This is a genomic window from Ruegeria sp. YTSC004 (assembly GCF_059609805.1).
Window position 1 is genome coordinate 569,395 of sequence record NZ_JBXWMJ010000002.1, and the last position, 18,511, is coordinate 587,905.

At 57.9% G+C, this 18,511-nt stretch carries 18 protein-coding genes and 1 riboswitch; of the genes, 8 read left to right on the forward strand and 10 right to left on the reverse strand.

Annotated features, from left to right (window positions below):
- Positions 1-13 precede the first annotated feature (13 nt).
- Genes glyS through AC2FFP_RS06495 form a run of 3 tightly spaced genes read right to left on the reverse strand, consistent with a single transcriptional unit; the run spans position 14 to position 3,989 of the window.
- Positions 14-2,233: a glycine--tRNA ligase subunit beta gene (gene glyS / locus AC2FFP_RS06485; protein ID WP_496766808.1), complete on the reverse strand. Its 2,220-nt coding sequence runs from the start codon at positions 2,231-2,233 to the stop codon at positions 14-16.
- A 9-nt stretch (positions 2,234-2,242) separates the two neighbouring features.
- Positions 2,243-3,457 carry a sodium/glutamate symporter gene (gene gltS, locus AC2FFP_RS06490; RefSeq protein ID WP_496766809.1) on the reverse strand — a complete coding sequence of 405 codons (1,215 nt, stop codon included), beginning with the start codon at positions 3,455-3,457 and terminating at the stop codon, positions 2,243-2,245.
- A 7-nt stretch (positions 3,458-3,464) separates the two neighbouring features.
- The gene (locus tag AC2FFP_RS06495; protein ID WP_496880828.1) at positions 3,465-3,989 is read right to left on the reverse strand and encodes a DUF6446 family protein; all 525 of its coding nucleotides are present in this window, start codon (positions 3,987-3,989) and stop codon (positions 3,465-3,467) included.
- A 91-nt stretch (positions 3,990-4,080) separates the two neighbouring features.
- Between AC2FFP_RS06495 and AC2FFP_RS06500 the strand changes: the two genes are divergently transcribed.
- Entirely contained in the window at positions 4,081-4,713 is a 633-nt protein-coding gene (locus AC2FFP_RS06500) for a MarC family protein (protein WP_496880829.1), read from the forward strand.
- Positions 4,714-4,721: 8 nt separating this feature from the next.
- On the opposite strand, the gene AC2FFP_RS06505 is transcribed toward AC2FFP_RS06500, so the two are convergent.
- Complete coding sequence (locus tag AC2FFP_RS06505; protein WP_496766811.1) at positions 4,722-5,651, reverse strand: glycine--tRNA ligase subunit alpha; 930 nt, start codon at positions 5,649-5,651, stop codon at positions 4,722-4,724.
- Positions 5,652-5,856: 205 nt separating this feature from the next.
- On the opposite strand from AC2FFP_RS06505, the gene AC2FFP_RS06510 reads away from it, so the two are divergent.
- The gene (locus AC2FFP_RS06510; RefSeq protein ID WP_496880830.1) at positions 5,857-7,590 is read left to right on the forward strand and encodes a serine protease; all 1,734 of its coding nucleotides are present in this window, start codon (positions 5,857-5,859) and stop codon (positions 7,588-7,590) included.
- A 55-nt stretch (positions 7,591-7,645) separates the two neighbouring features.
- Here AC2FFP_RS06510 and AC2FFP_RS06515 read toward each other — a convergent pair whose 3' ends face one another.
- On the reverse strand, positions 7,646-9,220 hold the full coding sequence (locus AC2FFP_RS06515) for a thiamine pyrophosphate-binding protein (RefSeq protein ID WP_496844010.1): 1,575 nt from the start codon (positions 9,218-9,220) through the stop codon (positions 7,646-7,648).
- Positions 9,220-10,668, reverse strand: a complete 1,449-nt coding sequence (locus AC2FFP_RS06520; protein WP_496844011.1) for a TrkH family potassium uptake protein — start codon at positions 10,666-10,668, stop codon at positions 9,220-9,222. The genes AC2FFP_RS06515 and AC2FFP_RS06520 overlap by 1 nt, the downstream gene beginning before the upstream one ends.
- Between AC2FFP_RS06520 and AC2FFP_RS06525 the strand changes: the two genes are divergently transcribed.
- Positions 10,667-11,389 carry a hypothetical protein gene (locus AC2FFP_RS06525; protein WP_496766814.1) on the forward strand — a complete coding sequence of 241 codons (723 nt, stop codon included), beginning with the start codon at positions 10,667-10,669 and terminating at the stop codon, positions 11,387-11,389. The genes AC2FFP_RS06520 and AC2FFP_RS06525 overlap by 2 nt on opposite strands.
- A gap of 334 nt (positions 11,390-11,723) precedes the next feature.
- Here AC2FFP_RS06525 and folE2 read toward each other — a convergent pair whose 3' ends face one another.
- Positions 11,724-12,827 (reverse strand): GTP cyclohydrolase FolE2, encoded by a 1,104-nt coding sequence (folE2, locus tag AC2FFP_RS06530; protein ID WP_496844013.1) that lies wholly within the window; start codon positions 12,825-12,827, stop codon positions 11,724-11,726.
- Between the two features lie 169 nt (positions 12,828-12,996).
- Complete coding sequence (gene metZ, locus AC2FFP_RS06535) at positions 12,997-14,187, reverse strand: O-succinylhomoserine sulfhydrylase (protein ID WP_496844014.1); 1,191 nt, start codon at positions 14,185-14,187, stop codon at positions 12,997-12,999.
- 65 nt (positions 14,188-14,252) lie between these two features.
- Positions 14,253-14,330: riboswitch (SAM riboswitch) on the reverse strand.
- Between the two features lie 121 nt (positions 14,331-14,451).
- On the opposite strand from metZ, the gene AC2FFP_RS06540 reads away from it, so the two are divergent.
- Both AC2FFP_RS06540 and AC2FFP_RS06545 read left to right on the forward strand, forming a co-directional pair.
- A complete protein-coding gene (locus tag AC2FFP_RS06540) occupies positions 14,452-15,141 on the forward strand; it encodes a glutathione S-transferase N-terminal domain-containing protein (RefSeq protein ID WP_496880831.1) in 690 nt (229 codons plus the stop codon).
- 241 nt (positions 15,142-15,382) lie between these two features.
- Complete coding sequence (locus tag AC2FFP_RS06545; RefSeq protein ID WP_496880832.1) at positions 15,383-15,865, forward strand: imm11 family protein; 483 nt, start codon at positions 15,383-15,385, stop codon at positions 15,863-15,865.
- 13 nt (positions 15,866-15,878) lie between these two features.
- Here AC2FFP_RS06545 and AC2FFP_RS06550 read toward each other — a convergent pair whose 3' ends face one another.
- Positions 15,879-16,010, reverse strand: a complete 132-nt coding sequence (locus AC2FFP_RS06550; protein ID WP_496880833.1) for a hypothetical protein — start codon at positions 16,008-16,010, stop codon at positions 15,879-15,881.
- A gap of 200 nt (positions 16,011-16,210) precedes the next feature.
- On the opposite strand from AC2FFP_RS06550, the gene AC2FFP_RS06555 reads away from it, so the two are divergent.
- Positions 16,211-16,939: an extensin-like domain-containing protein gene (locus AC2FFP_RS06555; RefSeq protein ID WP_496766818.1), complete on the forward strand. Its 729-nt coding sequence runs from the start codon at positions 16,211-16,213 to the stop codon at positions 16,937-16,939.
- A gap of 4 nt (positions 16,940-16,943) precedes the next feature.
- On the opposite strand, the gene AC2FFP_RS06560 is transcribed toward AC2FFP_RS06555, so the two are convergent.
- A complete protein-coding gene (locus AC2FFP_RS06560; protein ID WP_496722965.1) occupies positions 16,944-17,315 on the reverse strand; it encodes an OB-fold nucleic acid binding domain-containing protein in 372 nt (123 codons plus the stop codon).
- A gap of 127 nt (positions 17,316-17,442) precedes the next feature.
- Here AC2FFP_RS06560 and AC2FFP_RS06565 point away from each other — a divergent pair, with 127 nt between their 5' ends.
- Together AC2FFP_RS06565 and AC2FFP_RS06570 are read left to right on the forward strand one after the other, a co-directional pair.
- Entirely contained in the window at positions 17,443-17,766 is a 324-nt protein-coding gene (locus AC2FFP_RS06565; protein WP_058273927.1) for a 2Fe-2S iron-sulfur cluster-binding protein, read from the forward strand.
- Positions 17,766-18,488 carry an FG-GAP repeat domain-containing protein gene (locus AC2FFP_RS06570; RefSeq protein WP_496880834.1) on the forward strand — a complete coding sequence of 241 codons (723 nt, stop codon included), beginning with the start codon at positions 17,766-17,768 and terminating at the stop codon, positions 18,486-18,488. Before AC2FFP_RS06565 ends, AC2FFP_RS06570 begins: the two co-directional genes overlap by 1 nt.
- Positions 18,489-18,511: the final 23 nt, after the last annotated feature.

Genomic DNA, 18,511 nt, shown 5'->3' on the forward strand with positions numbered 1-18,511 from the left:
AGGGCGTTCTGGATCAGCCGTCGATGCGGCTCAGATCGGCAACACTGGAACAGACCTGACGGATCTGGCTTAGCAGGTTCAGACGGTTACGGCGCAGGATGTCGTTGTCGGTATTGACCTGAACATCCTCAAAGAACGCATCCACCGGGCCGCGCAGATCGGCCATGGCCGACATGGCGGCGGGGAAATCCTCGGCCTTCAGCGCCGGGTCTATCTTGGCCTGTGCAGCTTCCAACGCGCCGAACAGAGCTTTTTCACTGTCGGTCTCTGCAAACTTGATATCCGCACCATAGGAGTACTCGACCCCGTCCTTCTCCTCGGCCTGGGTCAGAATATTGTTGGCGCGCTTGAACCCCTGCACGAGGTTCTCGCCATCCTCTGTCGCGATCACGGCATTCAGCGCGCGGGCGCGTTTGACCAGCAGGTTGAGGTCGTCATTTCCCTCCATCGCGATACATGCGTCGATGATGTCGTGGCGGATGCCCTCGTCCCGGAGGAAGGTTTTGAGGCGGTCATGGAAGAAGGAGAGGAGATCGTCGGACGCGTCCGGGACTTTCTTCTCCAACCCCAGAAATTCAGCGGTCGGCTTGTCGCCGAGATTGTCTTTGACCGCTTTGAAGGCTGCACCGAAGACGCCGTGATCCGCGATTTCTTCCAGCAGGTCCTCGACATCTGATTTCGGCAACGCGTCATTGATGGCACCCTCTGCCCGAACCAACTGGCTATCAAAGAACCGATCCAATCTTAGACGCAAATCGTTTTCGAGTATCAATCGCGTCACGCCCAACGCCGCGCGGCGTAGGGCAAACGGGTCTTTCGATCCCGTGGGCTTTTCCTCAATCGCCCAGAACCCGGTCAGCGTGTCCAACTTGTCGGCCAGCGCCACAGTTACTGACAACGGCGCGGTGGGCACATCATCCGACGGCCCCAACGGCGAGTAATGTTCCTGCGCCACGGCGGCCACGGCGGCGTCCTCGCCGGCGGCTTCGACGTAATAACGACCCATAAGCCCTTGAAGTTCCGGGAATTCATAGACCATCTCGGAGCTCAAATCGGCCTTGGCCAGACGAGCGGCTTTCTCGGCCTGATCGGCATCCGCGCCCGTCACCGGGGCCAATTCGCGGGCAAGCGCCGCGATGCGGTCGATCCGCTCGACTTGAGTTCCCAGCTTGTTGTGGAAGGTCACATTCTCCAGCGCGCGGGTCCATTGGGCGATGTCCGATTTGGCAACGCGCAGATCGTTCTCCCAAAAGAACTTGGCATCCGCCAGACGAGCCGACAGCACCTTTTGGTTCCCTGCCAGAATGGTCGTGCCATTATCAGTGGTTTCACGGTTCGCAACAGTGATGAACCGCTCAATCCGGCCCGTCTTGGGGTTCTTCACGGAAAAGAACTTCTGATGCTCTTTCATCGAGGTCTGCAGAACCTCGGGAGGCAGTTCCAGAAACTCATCATCGATCTGCCCCATCAGGACAACTGGCCATTCGACCAGACCTGCGACCTCTGCCAGCAGGCCCTTGTCGTCAACGACCTCAAGCCCCGCCGCAAAGGCAAGGTTCTGGGCGTCGTTCCAGATGTGCTCTGCGCGCTCCGCAGGCGACAGCACCACAAACGCGCGCTTCAGCTTGGCGGCGTAATCCTCGAAGGACGAGACCGCAAAGCGACCCGGCGCCATGAAACGGTGACCTTCGGTGGTGTCGCCGGACTGGATGCCGTCGACTTCCATTGGCACAACCTGCGCGCCGGTCTCGTCGGTCAGAATGCACAGGATCGAGTGCAGCGGGCGCACCCAGCGCAGACCGCCACTGCCCCAGCGCATCGATTTCGGCCAGGGGAAATTGCGGATTGTCGCCTCAAGCACTTCGGCCACGATCTCGGCCGCAGGACGGCCGGGCTTTTCGATGGTGGCGAAATAGACCGAGCCTTTGGGGGTCTCACGCTCTTCCAACTGATCGCGGCTCAGACCTGCGCCGCGCAGAAACCCTTCGATGGCTTTGTCCGGCGCGTCTACCTTTGGGCCCTTGCGTTCTTCGCGGATCATGGGGCTTTCCGCCAGCAATCCTTCGACCGCCAGTGTCAGGCGGCGCGGCGTTGTCAGCGAAGCAGCAGATGCGTAGGTCAAACCGGCCTCGACCAAACCATCGGTGATCCGCTTTTTCAGGTCTTCGCCGGCACGGGTCTGCATGCGCGCGGGGATTTCCTCGGAAAACAATTCGATCAGCAGGTCGGGCATATTCGGTCCTTAGAAATTTACGATCGTCTGAATGACGATGGCATTAGCGATATCCACAAAGAATGCGGATACAAGGGGCAATACGATAAAAGCAATAGGCGATGGGCCATATCGTTTGGTGACAGCGGTCATATTTGCAATAGCGGTCGGGGTGGCGCCTAGGGCGAAGCCTCCGAAACCGGCGGCCAGAACGGCGGCGCGGTAATTGCTGCCCATGACAGGAAACAGAACCCAGATCACAAAAGCCACTGCGAACAAGGTCTGGGCCGACATGATGACCACAATGGCAAGGCCGAGTTCCGCGATGGTCCAAAGCTGCAGGCTCATTAATGACATGGCCAAAAACGCACCCAGCGAGAATTCCGAAATCAACGCCAGCGAGGGGGTGCGTTCAATTGGTGGGCGGCTGGGCGCAAGCCATGCGCGCAGGTTCGCGATGACGATGCCCATGATGAGACAAGGCACGAACAGCGGCAGCTTCAAACCGGCAGCGCTGATCGCCTCGCCCAGCGAATACCCCGCAATGATCGCCAGGTTGAGGAACAGGAGAACGCGCATGATCGACAGATGATCGATTTCGTTGGACACGTCATCGCCGTCAGTGGGAAGCCCCACTGTGTGATCCTCGTCGGGGCGTGCAGGGCTGAGGTTGCGCCCTTCGACCAGAAGCCGCGCTATCGGTCCACCAACCAAAGCAGCCAGAACAAGCCCAAGTGTTGCAACGGCAACGCCTAGCTCAGTTGCGCCGTCCAGGCCGGTGGCCTCGGCAACCTCGGGGGCCCAGGCAATCGCAGTTCCGTGCCCGCCGATCAGAGATGCCGAGCCGAACAAAACCCCAGCCTGCGCCGGATACCCGAACATAGACGCCCCAATTGCCCCGATCCCGTTTTGCGCAACAATCGTAGCCAAAGTCAGGATCAAAAGTAAAAACAGAGGCTTGCCGCCTGATATCAAGTCAGAGAGTCGTGCGTTTAACCCGATGCCCGCAAAGAACACCACCAAAAGAAAATCCCGTGTGGCAAGGTCAAACGACAGCTCAAGATCGAAGGCCAGATACAACAACAACACGACCAGTGAGGCCAGCAGGCCACCCGTGACAGGTTCGGGAATGTTAAACTGGCGCAATGCGGCGACGCGCGCATTGATCTCGACCCCCAAAAGATACACAGCAAAGCCCAACGTAGCGGTCAGGAAATCAGGTATCTGCAGGGTCTCGGCGGTCATCATATCCTCAATTCTGTGGCCGGTCCGGGCATTCTTCACCGATCACGGTGCCGTCATAGGCCTTTTCGCCGCAATTGTTCAGCGCGTGCCAGACATAGCCTTTGCCGCCATTTGTAACCGCAACAATTCGGTCAACGCCAAAGTGGATGTTTTTTGCACCCAGAAAGGCCTTGGCCTCGCCTGTTTTCAGGGCATTCGCTACCGCCACGGCGTCAAAGCAATCGAACCATCCGGGCGCGGTCAGCGGCTCTGCATTCTCGACTACGACATAGGTTTCCTCAATCTGCGCAAGCGTCAGGTCCGTTTCGAAACAGGCACGGTAGCGGATGGGTGAGCTGTCTGCGTCAATCGCCTGAAACGCACTGTAAGAAATTGGTGCGGGCGCCTCGGCCCCCTCAGTCATCAACATAACATCCTGTCCGGGCTTGGATTCCACGTCATAGTAAAATCCGTAGATCTGCAGGTAATACATCCCGACACCGGCTACTGCCGCCGAGATCAGCACTATGATCGCAAGCACTTTTCCTGTCATCGTCTTTTCCTTCTGCTCACGATGCCTCTTTCACGAACGGTGAAAATAGGACAAGTTCCAATTGATTACAGGCCGCAAAGAGACTTTTGAAATGGACAGCACCCTTGCAGTAGGATTCTTCGGAGCGCTTTTTGCGATCATGAATCCAATCACGAACCTGCCAGTGTTCCTTAGCGTCACCGACGGCCTTGCCCCGGCTGAGCAACGCAAAGTGGCTACAAAGACGGCGTTCTACTGCCTGATCCTTGGCGCATCGTTTGCGGCTGTGGGAAGTCAAACGCTCAGCCTGTTCGGCATCAGCGTCGATGACCTGCGCGTCGCGGGTGGTCTGGTCGTTCTGATGATTGGCCTGAACATGCTGAACGGAAAGCCCAGCACGTCGCATCACGGAACCGAGGGGGAACGGCAATCCTATCCTGAACCGGACACGGTTGCCTTTTATCCGCTGGCCTTTCCGATCCTTGTCGGACCGGGCACAATTACCACGTTGATTCTGTATGCGAACCACATCCATAAACCGGTAGATGCCATTGTTTACGCTGGCGTTTTTCTGGCCGTTCTGTTGTTGCTGTTCGTGACATTCTGGAACGCCGCAGCCATTGCCAAACGTCTGTCTGACAATGCCCGTGTTATCATGAGCAGGTTCATGGGCATGATCCTGTCTGCCATCGCAATCAGCATGATCGCGGCTGGCCTTAAGGTCTTGCTGCCCGGACTGGCCTGAGCGGCGCATCAAGCCTCGAACCCGGCGGCCTCGGTCAGCAGAAATGCGTCCGCGCATTGCTTCGCCAAAGCCCGCACGCGGCCGATATAGGCCTGACGTTCGGTTACCGAGATCACGCCGCGCGCGTCCAGCAGGTTGAACACGTGACTGGCCTTGATGCACTGATCATAGGCCGGGTGCGCCATGATGATGCGCTTGCCGGTTTTTGGGTCGTCATGCTCTTGTGCCAGAATGGCCGCGCATTCGGCCTCGGCTTCTTCGAAGTGGCGCAACAACACTTCGGTGTTGGCCACGTCAAAGTTCCAGCGGGCGTATTCTTCTTCGGTCTGTTTGAAGATGTCGCCATAGGAAAGCGGGCTTGGTGACTGCGGATCATTGAATGGCATGTCCATCACGTGATCGATACCAAGTACATACATCGCCAGACGCTCCAGACCATAGGTCAGCTCGCCCGAGACCGGTGCGCAATCATGGCCACCGACCTGCTGGAAATACGTGAACTGGCTGACTTCCATGCCGTCGCACCAGACTTCCCAACCCAAACCCCAGGCACCCAGAGTGGGGCTTTCCCAGTCGTCTTCGACAAACCGGATGTCATGCAGGTTCATGTCGATGCCGATGGCTTCGAGGCTGCCGAGATACAGGTCCTGCAAATCCGGCGGGCTGGGTTTGATCAGCACCTGATACTGATAATAGTGCTGCAACCGGTTGGGGTTCTCGCCGTAGCGTCCGTCCGTCGGACGGCGCGAAGGCTGCACATAAGCTGCGGCCCAGGTTTTCGACCCCAACGCGCGCAAGGTGGTCGCCGGGTGGAACGTGCCTGCACCAACCTCCATGTCATAGGGCTGCAGAATAGCGCAGCCTTTCGAGGCCCAATAGGTCTGAAGCCGCAAGATAATCTCTTGAAAAGAACGTGGTGCGCTGGACTGGTCGGTCATGACATTCCCTTTGGACGCCACTGCGCCCGGTTCCGTTGGGTTTTGCCCTTCCTATGCAAGGGGCCGTTGGGCGTCAACGGGCGGCAAAGCCTATGCTGTCACTGCGCAGCCACACTGTAAATTCCCCGTATTCCGGGCATGGCTTTCGGTACGTGAGTTCGCGTAGGGTCCGGCAAAGATAAAACACTGCGGACACGGGCAGACAATGACTCGCATATTTACGGCAATTTTGTTTCTTTTTCTCATCGGCGCGCGCGCTGTTTTTGCACAGCAGGACGCAGGCGTCTGGGTGCAGGTCGAAGCGCAGCCCTCGCTGCGCGAAGCGCAGGAACGCGCGCGGGCCTATGCCAGCACCCTACCGGACGTAAACGGGTTTCGCTTGAACTCTGGTTGGTATGCCATTGTTATCGGGCCCTATTTGCGTAGCGACGCGGAACAGGTTCTAAGCGTTTACCGCGCCGAGGGGCAAATCCCTGCGGACAGCTACATCGCTTTTTCCAGCGCATTGGGACAGCAATTCTGGCCGGTTGGAGAGAACATTCTGGACCGGGGCGTCGTGACGCCACCAGTTGAATCCCAGCCTGAACAGCCTGCTGTTGGCGTAACCCCGCAGGCCTCGGACGAGACACGCTCACAAGCGCTGCAAAGCGAACGTCTTCTAAGCACTCAGGAACGCATGAATTTGCAAACCGCTTTGCAGGCCGCGGGTTTTTACAATTCAACGATCGATGGCGCATTTGGCCAAGGCACGCGCCGCTCCATGGGCGACTGGCAGCGGTTCAATGGCTTTGAGCCTACCGGCGTTCTGACGACCGCACAGCGCAAGGCGTTGATTGACGACTTTAACGCCCCCCTTCTGAGCGTTGGAATGGAGCGTTATTCCGACCCGCAGGCCGGTATCGATGTGGATCTGCCGATGGGTGTCATCGCATTCGACCGTTATGAGGCCCCGTTTGTTCACTTCAAAAGCACAACCGATCTGAACGCCAAGGCCCTGTTGATCAGTCAGAAGGGCGACAAGGCCACGCTGCGCGCCCTTTATGAAGTGCTGCAATCGCTGGAAATCGTTCCACTCGACGGCCCACGACAACTGCGCGGCGACAGCTTTACGCTGGAAGGGCGTGGTAATGGGATCGTGACCTATAGCGAAGCACGGTTGGACGATGGCCAGATCAAAGGCTTTACACTGGTTTGGCCAGAGGATGACGATGCCCGGCGCGCCAGAGTGCTGGCCGCAATGAAGACCGGCTTTACTGCAACTGGCGCAGTACTGGACGCAGCAGCAGGTGCCAATGCCGAGCAGCGGATTGATCTGGTGTCCGGGCTGCAGGTGCGCACACCGCGTCTGTCCCGTTCCGGTTTCTTCGCTGATGCAAGCGGCACGGTTCTGACCGTTTTTGAGGCCGCTGACAGCTGCACACGCATTACGTTGGATGACGATCAAGAGCTTCAGCTCGCCTCGTCTGATGCCGATCTGGGTGTGGCGGTTCTGCGCCCCAACCGCAATCTGGTTCCGGTCAACGTGGCAGAGTTCAGTGCCGATGCACCGCGCATTCAATCTGAGATCGCGGTGTCGGGTTTCTCGTATGAGGGCGCTTTGGGCGCACCGACGCTTACCTTTGGCCAAATCGCTGATGTGCGCGGCCTGAACGGAGAAGACGGCGTGAAACGCCTGGCGTTGGCAGCCCAGCCCGGCGATGCGGGCGGGCCAGTGTTTGACGGCAATGGCCAGGTTGTTGGCATGCTGCTGCCGACCCCGACCGAAGGACGCACCCTGCCCGCGTCCGTCAGCCTCGCTGCAACGGCCAACAGCCTGAGTGAGGTTCTAGCCAAGGCGGGTGTATCCGGTCAATCGGGTCAGCCGACGGCACAAATCTCGCCCAATGAACTCAGCCGCCGGGCGACCGGAATGACCGTATTGGTTCATTGCTGGGATTGATCTCTGCGCCAAATCGCACAAAGCGCCGCTCGTCCGAGCGGCGCTTTTTTGTTGGCTAAAGGATATCCGGCGTGACACGGATCAGTGTCGGGACCGGGGCCGTAAAGGCGGCTCGGACCGCCTCCTGCATCTCGGGTAAGCTGGAGGGCGCAGACGACAACGCGCCGAAGGCCTCGGCCAGTTTGCAGAAATCCGGGTTGCGCGCGACAACCGCATTCGGTGCGATCTGACCTCTGACCATGCTGTCCTCGATCTCTTTGAGTTTTCCATTGTCCCAAAGGATGATCGGCAGAGACAGGCCCAATTCGACCGCTGCCCCAAGCTCTTGCATCGTATAGTGAAAACCGTAATCGCCAGCGATCACCGCTGTAGGCTTACCTCGACGCGCCACGGCGCCGCCAATTCCGGCCGGCAGCGCATAGCCAAGTGTACCGAACCCGGTCGGATGGTGCCAGTGATAGGGATAGACCATATCCCAAACTTCTTTGGCGACATAAGCGAACTGGGTCATGTCAGAATAGATCATGGTGTCGCCGGGCATCGCCGCGCGAAGGGCATCCAGCACCGGGACGATGCCCGGTCGTTCCGCATCCACTTCGGCCCGCCAACGTCGGCGGGCGTCGGCTACTTCTTCCGCTGTCCAGCCCGTTGCAGGTTTGACATGATCAATGGCTGCCCAAAGCGCATGGGCAAAGCTTTCCCCGTCAGCTTGCAGCTTGACCGCTGCGCGATGCTGATCCGACAGCACCTTCGGGTCCAGATCTATACGCACCAGATTGGCCGTGTGGCCCAATGTGCTTCGCCACAAGTCGACCTCGCCCAATTCCGCGCCCACGACGACCACAAGATCGGCCGAGGCGATAACATCAGCGCTGCCCGGTCGTGGCAACATGGCTCCATAGTCCAAGGCATAGCCCAACCCCGCCATTCCGCGCCCGGCATACGTGGTGAAACAGGCCGCGCCCAACTGCGTCAGGATTTGCCGCCACAGATTCGACCGCGCGCCCCCACCCAGAATAAACAACGGGCGCCGTGCGATGTTCAGCATGGACATTACCGGAGCCAAATCCGGCGGCAAAACTTTTGAGCGCAAACCAGGTTGGTGGGGAAACGGTGCAGGATCAGCATCGGCCTCAAGCTGTGCAATCGGCACTTGGATGTGTTTTGGGCGTGGGCGGTTGAGTTCGAACTCCTCAAAAGCACGCTCGACCAGATTGTAGGCTGCCTGCGCCGTATTGGCCTGATGCGACCAGTCCGTCACGGTTTCAGCCGCAGCACGCTGGTCTTTCATCTGGTGCAATTGCCCGTGCACCCCTTGCGTTTCATCAAGGCACGAGGACATCACCAGCATCGGGACCGAGTCCGTATAGGCCTGCCCCATCGGTGTCATGATATTGCACAACCCCGGTCCGGTGATGACATATGCAACACCCGGCTTGCCGGTCGCACGGGCATAGCCGTCGGCCATGAACCCTGCCCCCTGCTCGTGCCGGGCCAGCACATGGGTGATTCCGGCCTCTTCGATCCCGCGATACATTTCCTGATTGTGCACGCCGGGAATACCAAAGATCACATCCACTCCGCGATCCCGCAGCATATGCGAAATCTGCGCACCAAGGGGTCTTTTCATCAATTCCTCCAGAACTGGACAGTGAAGAGTGCATAAACGGCCAAAAGCTCAAGCCGCCCTACCAGCATTCCGATTGAAAGCAGCCATTTCGCGGTGTCGCTGAGCCCTGCAAAGTTGCCAGCCGGTCCGATTTGATCCCCCAGCCCCGGCCCTACATTGGCCAGCGCTGTGGCTGCACCGGAGACGGCAGTTATGAAATCCAATCCCGTCAGTGCCAGCGCCCAGGCCAGCACGCCCAACGAGAGCACGAAAAACATAAAGAAGCTCATAACCGAGGTCAGTACGTCTGGACCAATCGACCGGCCATCATATTGCGGCTTGAAAACACCATGAGGTGAGCGGATGCGGCGGATCTGGGTTTTGATCGAAGCAAACAGCAGTTGATACCGGAAGATCTTGATAGAACAGGCGGTTGAACCCGCGCAGCCGCCAATCAGACCGATCAGAAAGAACATCATGATCGGGAAACTGCCCCAGCCCATGTAATCGACGCTGGCATACCCGGTACCCGAAATGATCGAGGTGATATTGAACAGGGATTCCCGAACAGCCTGTTCCCAATGATGCGGGAAAACGGAGGTCAGAAAGACCGCCATAATGACCACCAGCACCAGAATGGTCGCCAGAAAGGTCCGTATCTGGCTGTCGCGGAAAATGGACCTCGCATTGCCATTGGCGAATTGGACGTAGCGCACGAAAGGCAGTGCAGCGAGGATCATGAAGACAGCGGCCGCATATTCTGCCGGGCCGGAAAACGTGCCAAAGGACGCGTCATAATTTGAAAACCCGCCCGTTGAGATCGTCGTCAGGGCGTGCACCACGGCATCAAAAAAGCCCATCCCCAGACCTGCATAGACCAGCGCGCAAACAATCGTCAGAAAGACGTAGATCAGGGAAATCTGGCCCGCGATCTCTTGCGCACGCGGCAGAATTTTCCCCATGGTTTCAAATCCTTCCGAGCGGAAGATTTGCATCCCCCCGACGCGAAGCTCGGGCAAGAAAACCATGGCCACGACGATGATGCCGATGCCGCCCAACCATTGCAGAAGGCCACGCCAAAGCAGCAACCCCTGTGGCAGGTTATCGAGGCCGGAAATCACTGTCGAGCCTGTCGTCGTCAGGCCCGACATCGCCTCGAAATACGCGTCGACAAAGCGCAGTTCGGTCTCGCCCAAAAGAAACGGAATGGCGCCAAAAAATGGCAGTGCGACCCAGACCCCTGTGGTCAGTAAAAAGGTCTGACGGATCGTTAGACCTTCGCCTACTCCGTTCGAGCAACTCATCGCCAGAACGACGCCGGTCAGAATCGTGATGACGCCGCTTTCGAGAAAAACGTGCCACTCGCCTCGGCCTTCGATGAAGTCCGCAAGCATAGGCAGCAGCATGGTCGCCCCAAGAATGGCGACCAATAGGCCAATCACATATCCAACCGGGCGCATATCCGTCATGAGGCGCAGCGTTGGCGCGCCTGCACGACTGTGTCAAGCCAGTGTCGGGTTTTACCCGTCCGTTTTGCGGGCCGTTGTTGGCATCGCGGGCGGATTAGACGGGGCGCGCGGGCGACGCGCCGGAGTTGCCTGTACCCCTTCGGGCTTTGCGGCAACGGCTTTTGCAGGCGCAGGCTGCGCCGCGACCGGCTTGGCGGGTGCAGGTTTCGCCGCGACCGGCTTGGGTGCGGCTGGTTTGGCCGGGGTCTTTGGCGCAGTTGTGTTCGCTGCCACAGGTTTCGGCTTGGCAACCGCTGCCGGTTTTGGCGCAGGTGTTTTTCTAGCAACGGCAGGCTTTGGTTTGGCTGCCGCTGCGGGTTTGGCCGATGGCTGCCCTTTGGCGACCGCAGGCTTGGCGGCAGGCTTTTCTGCAACTTCGGTCGATTTGGCCGCCACCGGGGTGGGTTTGGTCACTTCAGCCACCGTTTTGGACGCGGTCGGCTTTGGTGATTCGACCTTGGGCCTTGCAGCAGCTTTCTTGCGGGCCACAGGCTTGGGTTTGGCCACCACCGCAGGTTTTGCCTTGGCGACCGGTTTGGCCTTGGGCGCGGGTTTTGCCGAGGGTGCAGCCGGGGCCGGAGCAGCAGCCGACGCGTGCAAGGCACTAACCGACACAAACGGCAGCTCCATCGCCGAACGAGTCAAAATCTGCATAATTTTCATTTGGTTGCTAACCGCATAGCCGGCCATTCTGATGGCCGCAGCCTGAAATTCCAGCGGTTGGGAAATTGGATTCATACTTTAGTTCTCCTCTGAAAGCGATGCAGCCTGCAAAAGAGTGAATTGAGCTGCCCGTCCCGATTTTCGGGCGGATCAAGAAGTCACGAAGTCCTGAGCGTCGCACGTCTCAGCTTCCCTTCAGAGTGGCAGACGCACGAACAGAAATTCGCCTGCCACGGCTGCATTCCACACCAGTGTTACTTGAAGGATCGTGCAAATGCAGCACGAATTGCCGCGCTGCGGCGGAAAACCGCTCTTAGTCTAAAAATGATACTTTATTGATCCACCCTGCCCCGTCACCCGACGTGGAACAGGGTGGTGAACAGCCGCGGGTCCAGGCTGGGTGACACAAAGGTCGGACCTTCGGTCAGAACCGACACCGCATCGTGGCTGTGCAGGCTTTCCTGGTGGCTTGCGACCACGCGGAAATCGCCGATATGGTGATCGGCCAGCAATTCGGCACAGAACAAACGGGCAGCGTCTTCGACAAAGATCGGATTGGCCGCATTAAGCTCGGCAAAGGCCTGTTCATCCTCGCGTTTGACCATCACCTGCGTTTCTGTCGGAACGGCACGGCGGCACAAGGCAATCAGATCCTCGAACCACAGGCAATCCGTGTCGCAGTCGACCACAACAGATATCCGCGCCACTGAACGTTGCGAATGCGGTGTGGCCAGCTGTCCACGTGTTGCGCGTGCGTGCTCGCTGAGTTCCAGCGAACAGGGACATGTTGAGGAATAGACATAGTCCAGATGCATGATCTTCTGGCGCACTCCGCCCTGTTCAACCAGCTCAAGTGCGATGTCGTAATACTGGTACCCTTCCAAACCGGACCGCAGGCTTTGCACACGGTCGGGATAGGAAAACCGCATCTGGATACGGGCGTCAAAGCTGTCCAGATCGGTCATATAGTCATCCAGCGCGGCCTCCATGACTTCAAAGCTGAACGTACGCTCGGCGTGTTTGTAAAACGAGCGCATGATCCGGGACATGTTGATGCCCTTCTTTTCGGCATCCAGACTGACAGTCCCGGTCACCGAGGTCTCTAGCGTCAGATCATCGCCGCGCTTGCGATGAAACCGGATCGGCAGGCGGAAATTCGAGATACCAACATGCTGGATTTGCTGTTTTGCACCCCGGATCAGACTGGACGGGCCATTCTGCAGATCCGGCAAGGTCGCGCGATACGCACTGTCGACCGCGAACCCCTCGGGGTATTCGCGCGACAGGGACGGATAGTTTATGGGCACCAGACCAGGCACCAGACGCGCAATTGCCGGGTCGAGCTGGCTGATCTCGGTCTCGGTTGCTGACTCGGCCCATTTGCGCAGTGTCTTCAGAGCGGCTGCGGCTTCGTCATTGTCGGGCATATCCTCAATGTCGCGGGGGTGCACGTTCATCGATCGGGTTCCTCGGTTGGTCGCCGGACCATATTCGTGTTCGGCTTGCGTTCCAGTGTAGCTTTATACGCTGAAAAACACAGCCCGGATCGAAATTCGGCGAAAATCGCATGACTTACGTCATTTTCACCTAGTTTCGACCCGGTTGTCAGTAAACCGCAGCCGTCAGTTAACGTTGCGACACATCCAGCGCGTGTTTGATGTCTGCAAGCAGATCGCCCGCGTCCTCCAACCCGACGGAAAAGCGGATCAGGCCGGGCGTGATGCCCAATTCATCCTTCTGATCGTCGCTCAGACGCTGGTGCGTGGTCGTTGCGGGGTGTGTCGCGATTGATTTGGCATCGCCCAGATTGTTCGAAATGACAGGGATCGTCAGCGCGTTCAGGAATGCAAACGCTGCGTCCTTGCCGCCCTTGATGTCCAGTGACAGAACTGTTCCGCCTTTGCCACCCAATTGAGCTTGGACCAATGCGTTTTGCGCATGGGTTTTCAGACCCGGATAAAGCGTCCGTTCCAGCGCCGGATGCCCCTCAAGCGCTTCGGCAATGGTCTGTGCCGTCTCGGCCTGAGCGTTAACGCGCAGCGCCATCGTTTCCAGACCCTTCAGCATGACCCAGGCGTTAAACGGGCTCAGCGCTCCACCGGTGTGCTTCAGATAGGGCTCGACCGTTCCCCGGATGAAATCCTTGGTGCCAATGATGACGCCGCCCAAAGCACGCCCCTGCCCGTCGATATGTTTGGTCGCGGAATAGACCACGACATCCGCCCCCTGTTCGATTGCGCGCGAGAAGACAGGCGTGGAAAAGACGTTATCCACGATGACAAGCGCGCCAACCACATGGGCCAGTTTGGCAACCGCCTCGATATCAATGACCTCAAGCGTCGGGTTTGACATGGATTCGAAGAAAACCGCCTTGGTCTCAGGGCGGATCGCCGCTTTCCAGGCGTCCAGATCGGTGCCGTCAACAAAGGTGACGTCCACGCCATAACGGGAAAGGATGTTTTCGAGGATATACAGACAGGACCCGAACAATGCCTTGGCCGACACCACATGGTCGCCCGCCTGTAACATCGAGGTCAGCGCCGCGTTCACTGCAGCCATGCCGGATGCTGTGGCAAACGCGTCCTCGCCACCTTCCAGCGCCGCGATGCGCTGTTCGAACATCGAAACGGTCGGGTTGCCATAGCGGGCATAAATAAACTCATCCGGGCCGGATTCGATAAACCGCGCCTCGGCTTGTTCGGCTGTCTCATAGACGAAGCCCTGTGTCAGAAAAATTGCTTCACTGACTTCGTTGTATTGGCTGCGACGGATGCCGCCATGGACGGCTTGGGTGCGTTTGTTCCAGCTCTCGCTCATCTCATTCCTCTCGACCCTTGTCTGGCAAGGGCATCAAAAAAACCCCAGACGCGGTCAAGCGAAAGGGGCCTTTCATCCTGACCTTTTAGCGGTGTTGTTTAGCGTGGCCCGCAATCCGGTAACAAATCGCCACGTAGCTTCTGCGATGCAAATACGCCGCGCATTCTTGGCCGTCAAGCCCGGTTGCCCTGTGTCACGCTTTCGTAACCGCCTCTTGCTGATTGCGCAGAATACCGCATGATCGCTTCAACCTGAGGAGGCACCATGATCGATCTGTATTTCTGGCCCACGCCGAATGGCTGGAAGGCGTCCATCGCTTTGGAAGAGATGGACCTTCCCTACACCACTCACCTGATCAATATCGGCAAGGGTGATCAGTTCGACCCCGAGTTCCTTAAAATCGCGCCTAACAACCGGATGCCTGCCATCGTTGACCCGGACGGCCCGGATGGCGCACCTATCTCGGTGTTCGAAAGCGGCGCGATCCTAATGTATCTCGCCCACAAGACCGGGCGCTTTTATGGCAAAACCGAACGTGACCGGATCGCCGTCGAGGAATGGCTGATGTGGCAAATGGGCGGCGTCGGCCCAATGGCCGGTCAGGCGCATCACTTCCTGAAATACGCGCCAAACCTCGAGCCGCCGCAGGACCTGCCCTATGCCAAAGACCGCTACCGCGCCGAGGTCGGGCGGTTGTACGGAGTATTGGACCGGCGGTTGGCCGAAAATGAATACGTCGCGGGCGATTTCTATTCGATCGCGGACATGTCGATCTGGGGCTGGGCCAGCCTATGGGAAGGCCAGCAACAGGTGTTGGAAGACAAACCGCATTTCACTCGGTGGCTTGAAACGGTCAGTGCCCGCCCCGGTGTTCAGGCAGGGCGCGAGCTACATGCGGAGTTGCGCGGGGATCATCGGGATAAGCAATCGCAAGGGGTATTGTTTAAGCGGTGAAACCCATCTCATTCTCTGGTCACCACAAAACTCCGTTGTCAATCCTTGCATATAAATGACACACCGCGTACTGGGTTTTACTCGCTTTTTTTGACGAGAGATTTGAATGGCTTATGTTTGCTATTACCCTGCAACGGGTCGTTACCTAAAGGGTTTCGACTTACCCGGTTGGCAAGAAAGGTATAACGCATGAAAAATCTCGAATGATGTCCCGAGCGTTTTTCATACAGGCCAACGCCGATTGGAGTTAAGCGAAGCACCGGAGAAAGTGCTGTTTAAAAAACAGGCGGCGAGTCTCCCAGATATCTTTTCTGCGAGAAGTGGTGTACGGATCATCTCTGAACGAGTGCGTCAAATTTTGGAAACATTCGATCCAAGTGTACACCAAATTTTGCCAATCGAAGCCTTCTACAGAGATGGCTCAAAGCCCGATACAGCATACTTTTTCTTGAACGTGACCAAGCACCTCGACACAGCTATCGATGAGGCCTCCAGTGTTAAGATGGCCTTTCAGATAGTTGGCGAGAAGTCACGAGATCAAATGGAGTTAGATCCGCCCACGGCACGGAACCTTTTTATCCGCAAGGACAGGGCTGCAGAGCACAATCTTTGGCGTGAAAAACGATATCCATATCTACCACTGCTAATGTCCAACGAAATGCATGCTGAGTTTAAAGCTCAAAAGATCAAGGCCTACCATTTTTGGCGCGCAGAAGAGCGATAGTCTTATTCTGGGGTCAGCCCGACCCCTCTCCCCGCACCAGCATGTCCAGCATCCCCGAGATATCCTCGACCTCTTCCGCGATCACATGGGACACCGAATGCGCCCGCTGAATGTTGGTTTGAGCTCGGGCAACCGGGGCAAGCAAGCGCAGAGCAGTTTGTTCAAGCGATAAGGATTTTCTGCTATACTCTGGCTTTGCGCAGGAAAAGGATAATACAAAGCCCCGCCCTATCCGCACTTCGCGCAGACGTACCAAGACCGGTCATGATACAATCGGTCCGAGCCGACAAGGGAACGAGTTATTTTATGCGAGTATTGGCCCCTCTGTTTGTATTATGCGCAGGTATGGCGAGCGCCATGCCGGATTGCGAAGAACCTGCTCAAGCGCATGAGCTTGTGGCGTATGAACCGTCCACTGAACTGGACGTTCTTTTGGAGGAAGACACCGCACCTGTTCCCCCTAAGCAAGAGCTGACTGTGTCCCCCAGACCGCGGCTGCGGCCCTGCAAGTTTCGTCAGATCGAAGTCGGCCGCGAAAGGATGCGCGAACGTGGTGCAGTGTGTGGCGACTGGACTATTCTCGGCGAAAAGCGAAAACCCTTTAGAGGAAAGTACCAGGGATGCGGCATTGCTGATCCCGTGCGCATCCGCATGGTATCTGACGTCCTTCTCAGCCAATTGGCGTTGATGGATTGCGAAACCGCCGTCACACTCAAAACATGGTTGGAGAACACAGCCAAACCGGCCTTTGCGAATCTGGGCGGCGGCCTGAAAGGATTGCGTCTGGCTGGTCATTATGCGTGCAAGACGCAGAACAATCAGCCACGCGCGCGGATTTCGGAACATGCCCGTGGCCGCGCAATCGACATTTCATCCTTCATACTTTTAGATGGCACCGTGATCACTGTGCGCGACGGATGGGCAGCCGAAGATACAAGCGATGTTATGCACGAACTGCACGCAGGCGCCTGCGGTCTGTTTGGCACCGTGCTGGGTCCTGACGCCGATCGCTATCACAAAGGGCACTTCCATTTTGACACAGCGCGCCGCCGTAGTGGACCCGTTTGCCGCTGACGGACTACCCCTCCCCCCGCACCAGCACATCCAGCATGCCCGAGATATCCTCGACCTCTTCCGCGATCACATGGGTCACCGAATGCGCCCGCTGCATCCGGCCCGTGACCCGCAGCAGCCGCCCCGAGATCACCGCCCGGCGGAAACGTTCATAGATCTTGCGCCAGACCACCACGTTCACGATGCCGGTCTCATCCTCGAGCGTGACAAAGATCACCCCCTTGGCCGTCCCGGGCCGCTGCCGCAAGATCACCAGCCCCGCGACCGCCACCAGCGCGCCCTCGGGCGGGTCGTTCAACCGATTGGCGGGCAGACACGCGGGCGGCCGCGGCCAGTTCCGGTTCGTAGATATAGGGCGGGTAGGCAACACAATCATGAGAACAAAAATAGAACATACGCAAGGAAAGTCCATAGACGGCGTGACGAGTCGCAAATGAGGCTGGAAAGACCTAAATGCCTTCACTATGGAAGAATTCGACAAGCGAAAGAGGAAGACGCACGCAATGGCAAAGATTACCTATGTCGAGCACGGCGGTACCGAACATACAGTCGAAGTCGCCAGCGGCCTGACCGTCATGGAAGGGGCCCGTGACAACAATATCCCCGGCATCGAGGCCGATTGCGGCGGCGCCTGCGCCTGTTCGACCTGCCATGTCTATATCCACCCCGACTGGGTCGAGAAGGTTCCGGCCAAGGACGACATGGAAGAGGACATGCTGGATTTCGCCTTTGAACCCGACCCGGCCCGCTCGCGCTTGACCTGCCAGATCAAGGTCACTGACGAATTGGACGGGCTGGTTGTTCAAATGCCCGAAAAGCAGATCTGATGCTTTTCAAAGCGATCGCGGCTGCCGCGATCGCAATTGGAATCTTTCCGAGCCAGACAAGATCTCAGCAGCCATGGCAGTATGAGCCGCTGGGTTCGGCAGAGTACTCCGAACCCACTGCGCGATACCCGCACGGGGTACTCGGTGATCAGATTGAATACGGCGCCCTGATCCTGCAATATGCGCCGGAATGGGCGAAATACACAATCCGGCTGCCAAAAGAGCGCGTTTTCGAAGATATCCGACCGCGCCTGATTGATATTGACAACGATGGCCGTCGCGAAGCTCTGGTGGTTGAAAGCCATCGTGACAAAGGTGCACGGCTTGCAATCTACAATGGCGGCGGCCTGATCGCCGCTACGCCCTACATCGGAACCCGCTTTCGCTGGCTCGCTCCGGTCGGAGCGGCCGACATGGATGGCGACGGCAACGTCGAGATCGCCTACGTTGATCGCCCTCACTTGGCCAAAACCCTGCGCATATGGCGATTTGCAGACGGCGAGCTGACCGAAATCGCATCGCTGCCCAATCTCACCAATCACCGTATTGGAGAAGATTTCATCTCCGGCGGTCTGCGCGATTGCGGCGGCACTCCGGAACTGATCCTCGCCAACGGCAACTGGACACGCGTCATCAGCGTCACTTACGAAAACGACTGGACCACCCGCGACCTCGGCGCGTTTACCGGCCACAAAAGCCTGAACAACGCGCTCAAGTGCTGATCCGCCTCTTCATCTGGCTAAAA